Origin of the sequence: Allokutzneria oryzae (assembly GCF_042429765.1) — a bacterium.
In the GTDB taxonomy this organism is placed as follows: Bacteria; Actinomycetota; Actinomycetes; order Mycobacteriales; family Pseudonocardiaceae; genus Allokutzneria; species Allokutzneria oryzae.
In genome coordinates, this window is the sequence record NZ_JBHLZU010000010.1 from 220440 (window position 1) to 232422 (window position 11983).

Here is an 11983-nt window from a genome sequence, read left to right on the forward strand (position 1 = left end):
GAAATGGTGAGGGGTGTCATACGCGGCCGCAGGGGGGAGCCCGTAATCTGCCCGGTGTGAGCCAGACCATGGATGCCGCCGACGCCGCCGGTACCGACCTTCCCGTGGACCACCTCGGTGAGGTGCACGCGCGCGTCGTCGCGGGCGGCGCGGAGAAGTACCACAAGGCCAACGCGGGCAAGGGCAAGCTGTTCGCCCGCGAGCGGGTGGAGCGGCTCGTCGACCCCGGCAGCTTCGTCGAGGACGGCCTCTACGCCAACGCGTTGGCCGATGGCCTGCCGGCCGACGGCGTGATCACCGGGACCGCGACCGTCGACGGCCGCCCGGTCTGCCTGATGGCCAACGACTCCACGGTGAAGGCGGGCTCCTGGGGCGCGCGCACCGTCGAGAAGATCATCCGGATCATCGAGACCGCCTACTCGACCGGCGTGCCCATGGTCTACCTGGTCGACTCCGCCGGCGCCCGGATCACCGACCAGGTCGAGCTGTTCCCCGGCCGCCGCGGCGCCGGGAAGATCTTCCACAACCAGGTCCGCGCCTCCGGCTCGATCCCGCAGGTCTGCGCGCTGTTCGGGCCGAGCGCGGCCGGTGGCGCCTACATCCCCGCGTTCTGCGACGTGGTGATCATGGTCGAGGGCAACGCGTCGATGTACCTCGGTTCCGACCGCATGGTCGAGATGGTCACCGGGGAGAAGACCACCCTGGAGGAGATGGGCGGCGCCGCCGTGCACTGCACCACCTCCGGCGTCGGCCACTTCCTGGCCAAGACCGAGGACGAGGCGCTGGGCACCGTGCGCCAGTACCTGTCCTACCTGCCGTCCAACTGGCAGGGCGAGCCGCCCGCCGCCGAGCCGACCGGCCCCGGCAAGGGCGACCTGCGCAAGCTCGTCCCGGACAGCGAGCGCCAGGCCTTCGACATGCGCCGCTACATCAAGGCGCTGCTCGACGACGGCTCGTTCTTCGAGATCCACGCCCTGTGGGCCAAGGAGCTGACGGTCGGCTTCGGCCGCGTCGACGGCCGGGTCGTCGGTGTCGTGGCGAACAACTCGATGTTCAAGGGCGGCGTGCTGTTCGTGGACTCCGCGGACAAGGCCAGCCGGTTCATCCAGCTCTGCGACGCGTTCAACGTGCCGCTGCTGTTCCTCTCCGACGTGCCGGGCTTCATGGTCGGCACGGCCGTGGAGAAGCAGGGCATCATCCGGCACGGCGCCAAGATGATCACGGCGGTCTCCGAGGCGACGGTGCCGAAGCTGTGCGTGGTGGTGCGCAAGGCCTACGGCGCGGGCCTCTACGCCATGGCCGGTCCCGGTTTCGACCCGGACGCCACGATCGCCCTGCCCACCGCCAAGATCGCGGTGATGGGCGCGGAGGCCGCGGTGAACGCCGTCTACGCCAACAAGATCGCGGCCATCGCGGACGAGGCGGAGCGCGAGGCCTTCGTCCAGGCCAAGCGCGCGGAGTACGAGCAGGACATCGACGTGCTCCGGCTGGCGAGCGAGCTGGTCATCGACACGATCGTGCAGCCGGAGGACCTCCGCGCCGAGCTCATCCGCCGCTACCGCGCAGCGGCGAACAAGGACCGCCACTTCTCCCGCCGCCGCCACGGCGTAACCCCCGTCTAACCCCACCCCTTTCTCGCCATTCGCGGGCTTATGGACCTCTTCGGTACTGGCGGAACGGTCCATAAGCCCGCGAATGGCCGGGGGGTCAGGAGAGGAGGGATAGGGCGTGGGGGTGGAGCAGGGAGTTGGAGGTCAGGACGCTGCCCTTGGTGTAGTCGGGGGAGCCGTCCAGCGCGGTGAACCGGCCGCCGGCCTCTTCGACCAGGACCTGGACCGAGGCCACGTCCCAGGGGTTCACGATCGCCTCGGCCGCCAGGTCGATCGCGCCCTCCGCCACCAGGCAGTGCTGCCAGAAGTCGCCGAACGCGCGGTTCTCCCAGCAGGCGTCGACCAGCCTCAGGTACGCCTCGCGTGAGTGGAACTCCACCCACGAGCCCAGGTGGGTGGTGGAGAGGTAGGCGTCCTCGATCGCGTCCACGCCCGAGACCGAGATCCGGCGTCGCGACCCGTCCTGGTCGGAGGTCCACGCGCCCAGGCCCCGAGCCGCCCACCAGCGGCGACCCATCGCCGGGGCGCTGATCACGCCCACCTCCGGGGTGCCGTCCACCACCAGCGCGATCAGCGTCGCCCACGCCGGGACACCGCGCAGGAAGTTCTTCGTGCCGTCGATCGGGTCCAGCACCCAGGACCGGCCCGCACCCGCCGTACCCCCGCGTTCCTCGCCGACCACCGTGTCGTCGGGACGCGCGTTTGTGAGAAGTTCGCGGACCGCGTCCTCCACCGCCAGGTCCGCGTCGGTGACCGGGGTGCGGTCCGGTTTCCGGCTGACGCGCAGGTCCTGGGCGCGGAACCGCTGCGAGGTGATCGAGTCCGCCGAGTCGGCCAGCCTGAGCGCAAGATCGAGATCAACCGATAGGTCCACACGGAGGAGCCTAGGCTGGCCCTGTGAGCGTTGTGCTGCTGGCCGAGGACGATCCGGCCATCGCTGAGCCCCTGTCCCGCGCGCTGGGACGGGAGGGCTACTCCGTCCAGGTCGTCTCCGAGGGCCCGGCCGCACTGCAGGCCGCCGTCAACGGGGGCGTCGACCTCCTCGTGCTCGACCTCGGCCTGCCCGGCCTCGACGGCCTGGAGGTCTGCCGCCGCCTGCGCGCGGCGGGGCGCGGCATACCCGTGCTCATGCTCACCGCGCGGGTCGACGAGGTGGACTTCGTCGTCGGCCTCGACGCGGGCGCCGACGACTACGTCGCCAAACCGTTCCGGCTGGCCGAGCTCATGGCCAGGATCCGTGCGCTGCTGCGCCGCCGCTCGCACAACAGCCTGGAGTCCAACGGCGTGCGCATCGACTTCTCCGCGCGGCGGGTGCAGGTGGACGGGCGTGAGGTCCAGCTCGCCAACAAGGAGTTCGAGCTGCTGCGGGTGCTGATGGAGCGCGCGGGCCAGGTGGTCAGCCGCGACGACATCCTCGACGAGGTCTGGAACGACCCGGAGCTGCGCGGCAGCAAGACGCTGGACATGCACATCTCCTGGCTGCGCCGGAAGATCGGCGACGCCCACGCGGGCACCGCGGAGCGCCGCATCGCGACCGTGCGCGGTGTCGGCTTCCGCTTCAACGCAGACTAGGGGGCGCCAAGCATGCGCCGCCGCATCCTCCGCGCGATCTTGCTCGCCGTCCTGGTGACCGGCTTCGCGCTGGGCATCCCCTTGGGCTACAGCGCCCTCCAGGTCGTCGAGGACGTCACCCGCAAGGAACTGTCCGCGCGGGCCAGGCAGATCGCCACCGAGCTGGACAACCAGCTCGCCGGCGGATCGCACTCGGTCGAGCTGCAGGGGGTGCAGCTCGCGGTGCCGCCAGGCGGCGAGCTCGTCGTCACGCTCCCCGGCCTGCCCTCGCAGCGCCTCGGCCCGGAGCTGACCGGGGACGTGCTCACCGAGGCCCAGCCGATCGTGCGGCAGGGCGAGGTCCGGCTCACCATTCCCGGCGCGACACTGCGCCGCGACCAGCTGGAGATGGCCGGACTGGTGATGCTGCTGGTCGTGGTGTCGATGGCGATCGGGACCGCCGTGGCCACGGTGACCGCGCGCCGCCTCGCCGACCCGCTGCGGCACGTGGCCAACCGCGCGGCCCGCCTCGGCGCCGGCGACTTCCGCCCGGACCGCCGCCGCTACGAGGTGCCCGAGCTGGACCGGCTCGCCGAGGCGCTGGACACCTCGGCCTCCGCGCTCGCCGAGCTGATGCAGCGCGAGCGCGAGCTCATCGGCGACGTCTCCCACCAGCTCCGCAGTCGGCTGACCGCGATGCGGCTGCGACTGGAGGGGTTGGCGATGCATCCGGAGGAGTCCACCGCGAGCGAGGCGGCTGCCGCTCTGGAGCAGGTCGACCACCTGGTCACGGTCCTGGAGGAGCTGCTGGCCGCCGCGCACCGGGCCCGGTCGGTCGGCGCGGAGCCGGTGGACCTGGCCAGCGAGCTGCCCGCGATCGCCGCGGAGTGGCGCGAGCCGCTGCGCAAGGACGGCAGGGCGCTGCGGATCCGGGTCACCTCCGGTCTGCTCGCCCGAGCCACCCCGTCCCGCCTGCGTGAGGCCGTTGGCGTGTTGCTGGACAACGCCAACAGGCACGGCGACGGCACCGTCACCGTCTCCGCCAAGCACGGCGACGGCATGGTGACCGTGGAGATCACCGACGGCGGAGCGGGCGTGCCGGACGAGCTGGTCGCGCACGTCTTCGAACGGGGTGTGTCGGGCTCGGGTTCGACCGGCGTGGGCCTGGCGCTGGCCAGGGCGCTGGTGGAGGCCGACGGAGGGCGGCTGGAGCTCTCCGCGACCCGCCGCGCCACCTTCGTGATCTTCCTGCCGGTGCCGCGCGCCGACGACGTGCTCGGCGTCCCCTGGCCCGCCGAGAGCACTCCCCGCTGACCAGATGCCTTGCGCCATGCGGATTCCGCCGATGTGACCGTCCCCATCGGAAATCGCGAGTGCGGTCGCCCGCGGTGCGGGTCGTGCCGGGCGCCGCACGGCTCAGGAGTGGCCGAACTCCTCGTACTCGGCGTCGACGTTGCGGGTCGAGCCTTGGAGCGCGCGCGGCTTGGCGTTCTCCTCCGGGAAGACGAACTTCCGGAACGCCCACCAACGGAACACCATGCCCAGCAGCACGCCGCCGATCTGGCCGAGGAAGAAGTCGCCGAGCTCCTGGTAGGCCACCGCCACGTCCGGGTACCGCAGGTCCAGCACGTAGCGGGAGAAGAACAGCGGGAAGGCGTAGATCCCCACGCCGATGCCGCTGACCAGGAAGTACAGCGCGGCCTCGTGCCGCTTCTCCCGGCCGCCCCGCGCGCGGAAGGACCACTCGCGGTTGAGGACGTAGGACACGATCGTCGCCACGAGCACCGCGATGACCTTCGAGGTGACGGGGCGGTCGTGCAGGATCGTCAGCTTCAACCCGTAGAAGATCGCGGTGTCGATCACGAACGTCGTGCCACCGACGAAGGCGAACTTCAGCAGCTCACGGTGCTTGAGCATCAGCTCGCGCACGGGCTTGGGGAACTTACCGACGACCGTGTGGATCAGGGACACCCGGCGAGTCTACGTACGCGGAAATCACTCGGATGCCGGTTCGGTCCGGCGCGCCTGTTCCTTGAGCAGCTTCTCGGCGTCGCGGACCACGCGGGCGCCCTCGTCGGGGAAGACGTACTTCCGGAACGCCCACCAGCGGAAGACCATGGCGAGCACGGTGCCCAGCAGCATGCCGCTCGCGAAGTCGGCCACCTCCTGGACCAGGGCGCTGACGTGCGGTTCCTCCAGCATCAGCCAGTAGCGGGACGCGTAGAGCGGGGCGGAGTTGATCAGGACGCCGACGCCGCTGATCAGGAAGTACAGCGCGGCCTCGTGGTGCCGCTCGCGCCCGCCGCGGGTGCGGAAGGACCACTCCCGGTTGAGCACGTAACCGACGATCGTGGCGACGATCACGGCCACCGCGAGGGCGCTGACCGGCTTCGGCTCCAGGATCGTCCACTTCAGACCGTAGAAGACCACGGTGTTCACCACGAAGGTGATCGAGCCGACGATCGCGAACTTCAGCAGCTCGTGGTGCTTGACGAGCAGGTCGCGGTACGGCTGGGGCAGGCGGACGAGAACAGCATCCAGGGCGGCCACTTCCGCATTCTACGGAGCCGGTTCACCCATCCGGATGCAGCCCCCGGTACAGGGGTCTGGTGCGGTGAGGGGCGGGATGTGACACTTGCTCCAACTATTCAGCAAGGGGTGTCACATGCCTGACTACCGGCTCGATGCCGAGCAGGAGGACTTCCGCAAGACCGTGGAGGACTTCGCCAGCACCGTGGTGGCGCCACAAGCGCACGCCAACGACGCCGCTGGGACCTTCCCTTACGACGTCGTCCGCCAGATGGGCGAGATGGGCCTGTTCGGCCTGCCCTTCCCCGAGGAGCTCGGGGGCATGGACGGCGACTACTTCGTGCTCTGCCTGGCCCTGGAGGAGCTGGCCCGCGCCGACTCCTCCGTCGCGATCACCCTGGAGGCCGCGGTCTCCCTCGGCGCGATGCCGATCTACCGCTTCGGCACCGACGAGCAGCGCGCCACCTTCCTGCCCGACCTGGTCGCCGGGCGGAAGCTGGCCGCCTTCGGCCTCACCGAGCCCGGCAGCGGCTCGGACGCCGCGGCGCTGCGCACCACCGCGCGGCTGGACGGCGACGAGTGGGTGATCAACGGGTCCAAGTGCTTCATCACCAACTCCGGCACCGACATCACCTCGGCGATCACCGTCGCGGCGCGCACCGGCGACGACGAGATCTCCTCGATCATCGTGCCCGCCGGGACGCCGGGGCTGACGGTCGCGCCGAAGTACCAGAAGGTCGGCTGGCGGGCCTCGGACACGCGTGAGCTGTCCTTCGACGACCTGCGGGTGCCCGCGGCGAACCTGCTCGGCGAGCGCGGCAGGGGCTTCGCCCAGTTCCTGTCCACCCTGGACGAGGGCAGGGTCGCGATCGCCGCGCTCAGCGTCGGCCTCGCCCAGGGCTGCGTCGACGAGTGCGTCCGCTACGCGGCCGAGCGCACCGCGTTCGGCCACAACATCGGCCACTACCAGGCGATCCAGTTCAAGATCGCCGACATGGAGATGCGCACCCACGTGGCCCGGCTGGCCTGGTACGACGCCGCGGCGCGGCTGGTCGCTGGGCAGCCGTTCAAGAAGCAGGCGGCCATCGCCAAGCTCTACGCGTCGACCATCGCCGTGGACAACGCGCGCGACGCCACGCAGATCTTCGGCGGCTACGGCTTCATGGACGAGTACCCCGTCGCCAGGCACTGGCGCGACGCCAAGATCCTGGAGATCGGCGAGGGCACCAGCGAGGTGCAGCGCATGGTGATCGCCAGGGAGCTCGGCGTCCGCTGAGGCCCAGGGATCTGCGTGCGGGGTCTCGTGAACATGGACTCCACACGCAGGCCCTAGCTCCCCGATGTCGTCGTGGGTGGCGACGTCGGGGAGCTGGTCGTGCTCCTGGGCGGGGTCGTCGCTGGCGGAGTGGTCGTCGTCGTGTGGGGCGCCGGTTTCCCAGGACCGCCCGGCACGCGCAGACCACCCGGAACCGGCGGGATGGTGTTGATGTCCGGGCTCAGGCCGGGGACGCCGACCCGGTCCTCCGGCAGGTCGATGGGCACCGCGAGCTCCCGCGACGCCGCGCCGAGCTGGGCACGCAGCTTCACGGTGCCCTTGTCAGCGCCGAGCGAGAGCAGCCACAGCTGCACCGTGTACTGGCTGCCCGGGTTGACCTGCTTCTCGCAGTGCAGCGTCGTGCCCTGGCCCTTGCACCCGGCAGGCCAGCCGATGCCAACGAAGCCCTGCGGGATGCCGATGTCGACCTCCATCTTCCCGCGCTGCGAGCCCCGGTTCGTCGCGACCACGTCCAGCCGCGCCGGCCACCGGCCGATGTAGCGCACCCGGGCGGACAGGTCGATCGCGTCGACCGGCTTCACCTCGACCGGCACGGTCGGGATGTTCACGTTCGGCAGTGCGCCCGCGTTGATCGTGCCGGTGATCTGACCCGGTTTGGCGTCGACCGAGGCGTAGAGCTTGAAGTGGAACGTGGCGCTCTCGCCGGGCGCGATCCCGCCGGGACTGGTGCACGTGGCGTCGGTGCACTCGATCACCGCGCGCGAGCTCATCGGCGCGAAGCGCGGCGCGGGCTTGCCGACGGTCACGCCCGGCGGCAGGTTCAGCTTCACCGTCACCGGGTCGGAGACCTTCTCGCCGTTGTTGGCGACGGTGATGCCCATCTCCTGGGGCGGACCGCCGGGCGTCAGCGGTCCCTCCGGCGCGGCCACCGAGGGCACCAGCCGCGCGGGCTGCGGCTCCGGTGGGGGCGGAGGCGGCTCCGGGGCCGGGGCGGGGGGCGGCTCCGGCGGGGGAGGGGGAGCCGGTGCCGGCGTTGGCGCCGGTGGCGTCGGCTTGGCCGGGGGCGGGTTCGGCGGTGGCGGTGGCGGTGCGGGTGGGGGCGGTGCCGGCCTCGTGGTGGTCACCTGGGCGGTGATCTTGGGCGGCTCCTTGTCCTGGTCCGCGGTCATGCCGACCGCGATGGCCGCGCCCAGCGCGACCGCGGAGACGGCGCTGCCGACGATCTGCCTGGGCAGCGCGCTCGCGGCGCTGCCGACGCCACCACCACCGGCGCCGCCTCCGGCTCCGGCGGCCGCGCCCGCTCCGGCAGCGGCTCCCGCCGTGAACAGCCCGGCGGCCGCGGCCTTCGCCGTTCCGGCTCCCGCCGCGGCGAGGTACGCGGTGACCGCGCCCCCGAGCACCAGCGGGGCGATGACCAGCCGCAGCGCGCCGTTGACCTCGCCGAGCTCGGCGGCGAGCACGCGGCAGCGGTCGCAGCTGTCGAGGTGCGACTCGACCTGCGCGGTCTCGCGGCGGGACAGGCCGTCCCGGGTCCACGCGCCGAGTCGCTCGATCGTGGCGCGGCACTGCTCTCCGGTCCCGGACCCGACGTGCACCTGGAGGTAGGCCTGCCGCAGCCCCTCCCGGGCGCGGTAGGCCAGCGCGGACACCCCGTTGGCGGTGAGCCCGAGGATGGGGGCGACCTCGGCGGGGGACTGTCCCTCGATCTCGGTATGCCACAGCACCGCCTGCCACCGCTCGGGCAGCCGCGCGAAGGCCTTGGCGGCCAGCGAGCGGTCCAGTCCGGCGACCGCGGTGTCGGTGAAGGGCACGACGACCGACGCCGCGTCGGCGACCGTGGAGATGTCGTCGGAGAACTCGACCCTCCGGTCCCGGCGGGTCTTGTCGTACGCGGTGTGGCGCAGCGCGGTGAGCAGGTAAGCACGGAAGGCAGCGTCGGGTCCCCGGCCACCGCGCAGCGTGTCGAGAACCTTGGCGAAAGCCTCTGACACCAGGTCATCCGCTTCCGCCGTCGAGCGCGCGAGTTGTCGCGCGAGGTTGTAAGCAGCTGCCACGTGCCGCTCGTAGAGCCGGCCGTACGCCTCGGTCGAGCCGTTGCGCACTTCCGTGATCAGCTCGGCATCACCGCGGCTGGGTGTGTCCCCCTGAACGCTCGACACTCTTGCCCTCTCGTTGGGGCGACCGGTCTGATGGGCAGCCGGTCGTCCGTTGTGCTCGCTCAGTGTGACGGAGCGGGACCGGAAACGTCACGCCGAACGGCGTCACGAGTTCTCCAGAGCTGCGTCAGGGAAGTCGACAGTGATCGAGGTCCGGGAGGGTGGCGACGGTGGGTACGCGCGAATTCACGCCACGGGTGGACCGTGAGCGTGATGAAGGCGCGATCCGTACTCTCCGTGCACGGTGGCGTGCCACGAGCCTGGCGGCGGGCTGGCCGTTCCCGAGCGACTGGGCACTGGCCGAGGTCGACGAGGTGTGCCGCGCGCACGTGCTCGGCGGCGACACCGCGCCCGCGCTCAACCGGCTGGCCCAGTCCCGGGCGCAGACCGGGGCAGGACTCGCCGAGACGCTCCAGGACCTCGCCGCGCTGCACGCCGTGCTGACCTCCGCCGGGCCGGGCGCGGTCCCGGTCGACCCGGACGCGGTGCCGGTCGAGCTGATCAGGGCGCACGCGCTCGCCTGGGCCGACGTGCTCTCCCGGCAGGTCGGCGAGCGCGAGGCCGAGGACGGGCTGACCGGGCTCGCCACCACCGCCTACCTGCGCACCAGGCTGCGCGAGGTCTACCGGGAGGCGCGGTCCCGCGAGCAGCGCTGCGAGGACGAGTACGGCCTGGTGCTCGTCGCCACCGACCTGTCCGCGGCGACCGGCTGGTCGAGGCTGGTGGTGATGGTGCTCATCGCCGAGGTCGTCCGGCTCGTCTTCGACTCGGGGGAGACCCTCGCCGCGGTCGGCCCCTCGGTGGCCGCGGTGCTCGCGCGGCGGGACGACCGGCTGCAGCGCCGCGTCGCCGCCACGGCGTGGCTGGTCAAGCGCCGCCTCGCGGTGGACCCGGACCTCGACGACACCGGACCCGTCCGCGTCTGGCTCGAACGCCTCCCCACCACCCCCGAGGCCGCCGGCGACCTCATCACCCACCTCGCCCGAGCCTGACCCCCCCGTTTCCCGGCCATTCGCGGGCTTATGGACGCTTCCGGAGCTCCTCACAGGTCCATAAGCCCGCGAATGGCGGCTGGTGAGCGGGCGTCCAGTAGTGTTCACGGACCGTGGACTCCCGCACCGGCACCCCCGTCGTCGGCATGGTTGGCGGCGGCCAACTCGCCAGAATGACCCACCAGGCCGCCATCGCCCTCGGCCAGTCACTGCACGTGCTCGCCGTGTCACCGGACGACCCGGCTGCGCTGGTCGCGCCCTCGGTCACCCTGGGCGAGCACACCGACCTGGACGCGCTGCGCGCCTTCGCGAAGTCCTGCGACGTGCTGACCTTCGACCACGAGCACGTGCCCGGTGAGCACCTGCGCGTGCTGGTCGAGGAGGGTGTCAAGGTGCACCCCGGCCCGGACGCGCTGCTGCACGCCCAGGACAAGCTGGTGATGCGGGTCAAGCTCGCCGAGCTCGGCCTGCCCGTCCCTCCCTTCGCCCGTGTCGAGGAGGTCGGCGACGTCCTGCGCTTCGGTGCCGAGCACGGCTGGCCCTGCGTGCTCAAGGCGATCCGCGGCGGCTACGACGGCAAGGGCGTGTGGGTGCTGAACACGCCGAGCAGCGCCGAACGGGTGGTTCCCGAGCTGCTCGCCGCCGGGACTTCGGTGATGGTCGAACAGTGCGTGCCGATGCGTCGTGAGCTCGCCGCGCTGGTGTCCCGTTCGCCGTTCGGCCAGGGCGGCGCGTGGCCGCTGGTGGAGACCGTGCAGCGGGACGGCATCTGCGTCGAGGTCCTCGCGCCCGCCCCCGGCCTGGACCCGGAGGTCGCTGCGGCAGCGCAGGAGCTCGCGCTGCGGGTGGCCGACGAGCTCGGGGTCGTCGGTGTGCTCGCGGTGGAGCTGTTCGAGACCGCCGACGGCGTCGTGGTGAACGAGCTGGCGATGCGCCCGCACAACTCCGGGCACTGGACCATCGAGGGTGCCCGCACCTCGCAGTTCGAGCAGCACGTGCGCGCGGTGCTGGACTACCCGCTCGGCGTGACCGACATGGTCGCGCCGGCCGTGGTGATGGCCAATGTCCTTGGCGCGCCGGAACTTCCGGGCATGACGGTGGACGAGCGGCTGCACCACCTGTACGCCCGGTTCCCCGACGCGCACGTGCACCTCTACGGCAAGGCCGAGCGGCCGGGGCGCAAGGTCGGGCACGTGACCGTGCTCGGCACGGACATGACCGAGGCGCGGCGCAGGGCCGTGCTCTCCGCGCACTGGCTCTCGCACGCCGAATGGCCGGACGGCTACGACATCCACGGCTCCGAACCCCAGGGGGACAGCTGAATGACAGGCACACCATTGGTCGGCGTGATCATGGGCAGCGACTCGGACTGGCCGGTCATGCAGGCCGCCGTCGAGGCGCTTGCCGAGTTCGACGTGCCGCACGAGGTGAGCGTGGTCTCCGCGCACCGGACGCCGCAGCGGATGCTCGACTACGCCGCGAGCGCGGTGGAGCGGGGCATCCGGGTGATCATCGCGGGCGCGGGCGGGGCGGCGCACCTGCCGGGCATGGTCGCCTCGGCCACGGTGCTGCCGGTGATCGGCGTGCCGGTGCCGCTGAAGTACCTGGACGGCATGGACTCGCTGCTGTCGATCGTGCAGATGCCCGCGGGCGTCCCGGTCGCCACGGTCTCCGTCGGTGGCGCGCGCAACGCGGGCCTGCTCGCGGTGCGCACGCTCGCGGCGGGCTCGGACGATCTTGCGGCGTCCTTGCGGCAGCGGATGGCCGCGTTCCAGTCGGATCTGGAGAAGCTCGTGCTGGACAAGGACGCGGCGCTGCGGGACCGAATCGGCCAGTAAGGGCAATCAGCATCGAATGATGTGAAGCGAG

At 71.7% G+C, this 11983-nt stretch carries 11 protein-coding genes; 7 read left to right on the plus strand and 4 right to left on the minus strand.

Features of this window, described 5'->3' with window-relative positions; all coding sequences use genetic code 11:
* Positions 1-56: 56 nt before the first annotated feature.
* Positions 57-1622: an acyl-CoA carboxylase subunit beta gene (locus tag ACFFQA_RS12385; protein WP_377851930.1), complete on the plus strand. Its 1566-nt coding sequence runs from the start codon at positions 57-59 to the stop codon at positions 1620-1622.
* An 85-nt stretch (positions 1623-1707) separates the two neighbouring features.
* Here ACFFQA_RS12385 and hisN read toward each other — a convergent pair whose 3' ends face one another.
* Positions 1708-2484: a histidinol-phosphatase gene (hisN, locus tag ACFFQA_RS12390; protein WP_377851931.1), complete on the minus strand. Its 777-nt coding sequence runs from the start codon at positions 2482-2484 to the stop codon at positions 1708-1710.
* A 23-nt stretch (positions 2485-2507) separates the two neighbouring features.
* Between hisN and ACFFQA_RS12395 the strand changes: the two genes are divergently transcribed.
* Together ACFFQA_RS12395 and ACFFQA_RS12400 are read left to right on the plus strand one after the other, a co-directional pair.
* The gene (locus tag ACFFQA_RS12395) at positions 2508-3182 is read left to right on the plus strand and encodes a response regulator transcription factor (protein ID WP_377851933.1); all 675 of its coding nucleotides are present in this window, start codon (positions 2508-2510) and stop codon (positions 3180-3182) included.
* A 12-nt stretch (positions 3183-3194) separates the two neighbouring features.
* The gene (locus tag ACFFQA_RS12400; protein WP_377851935.1) at positions 3195-4475 is read left to right on the plus strand and encodes a sensor histidine kinase; all 1281 of its coding nucleotides are present in this window, start codon (positions 3195-3197) and stop codon (positions 4473-4475) included.
* Between the two features lie 102 nt (positions 4476-4577).
* On the opposite strand, the gene ACFFQA_RS12405 is transcribed toward ACFFQA_RS12400, so the two are convergent.
* Both ACFFQA_RS12405 and ACFFQA_RS12410 read right to left on the minus strand, forming a co-directional pair.
* Positions 4578-5132, minus strand: a complete 555-nt coding sequence (locus tag ACFFQA_RS12405; protein ID WP_377851936.1) for a GtrA family protein — start codon at positions 5130-5132, stop codon at positions 4578-4580.
* A 24-nt stretch (positions 5133-5156) separates the two neighbouring features.
* Entirely contained in the window at positions 5157-5711 is a 555-nt protein-coding gene (locus tag ACFFQA_RS12410; protein ID WP_377851937.1) for a GtrA family protein, read from the minus strand.
* 115 nt (positions 5712-5826) lie between these two features.
* Here ACFFQA_RS12410 and ACFFQA_RS12415 point away from each other — a divergent pair, with 115 nt between their 5' ends.
* Entirely contained in the window at positions 5827-6966 is a 1140-nt protein-coding gene (locus ACFFQA_RS12415; RefSeq protein WP_377851938.1) for an acyl-CoA dehydrogenase family protein, read from the plus strand.
* Between the two features lie 53 nt (positions 6967-7019).
* Here ACFFQA_RS12415 and ACFFQA_RS12420 read toward each other — a convergent pair whose 3' ends face one another.
* Positions 7020-9125, minus strand: a complete 2106-nt coding sequence (locus ACFFQA_RS12420; RefSeq protein WP_377851939.1) for a sigma-70 family RNA polymerase sigma factor — start codon at positions 9123-9125, stop codon at positions 7020-7022.
* A gap of 167 nt (positions 9126-9292) precedes the next feature.
* Here ACFFQA_RS12420 and ACFFQA_RS12425 point away from each other — a divergent pair, with 167 nt between their 5' ends.
* From ACFFQA_RS12425 to purE, 3 genes are all read left to right on the plus strand, one after another.
* Complete coding sequence (locus ACFFQA_RS12425) at positions 9293-10114, plus strand: GGDEF domain-containing protein (RefSeq protein ID WP_377851941.1); 822 nt, start codon at positions 9293-9295, stop codon at positions 10112-10114.
* Positions 10115-10227: 113 nt separating this feature from the next.
* On the plus strand, positions 10228-11436 hold the full coding sequence (locus tag ACFFQA_RS12430; protein ID WP_377851943.1) for a 5-(carboxyamino)imidazole ribonucleotide synthase: 1209 nt from the start codon (positions 10228-10230) through the stop codon (positions 11434-11436).
* Positions 11437-11952 carry a 5-(carboxyamino)imidazole ribonucleotide mutase gene (purE, locus tag ACFFQA_RS12435; protein ID WP_377851945.1) on the plus strand — a complete coding sequence of 172 codons (516 nt, stop codon included), beginning with the start codon at positions 11437-11439 and terminating at the stop codon, positions 11950-11952.
* Positions 11953-11983 lie beyond the last annotated feature (31 nt).

What these genes read in the sequence shown, in the direction of transcription:
- ACFFQA_RS12400 (WP_377851935.1), top strand. Translation starts at nt 3,195, where the DNA reads ATGCGCCGCCGCATCCTCCGCGCGATCTTGCTCGCCGTCCTGGTGACC.
- purE (WP_377851945.1), top strand. Translation starts at nt 11,437, where the DNA reads ATGACAGGCACACCATTGGTCGGCGTGATCATGGGCAGCGACTCGGAC.
- ACFFQA_RS12415 (WP_377851938.1), top strand. Translation starts at nt 5,827, where the DNA reads ATGCCTGACTACCGGCTCGATGCCGAGCAGGAGGACTTCCGCAAGACC.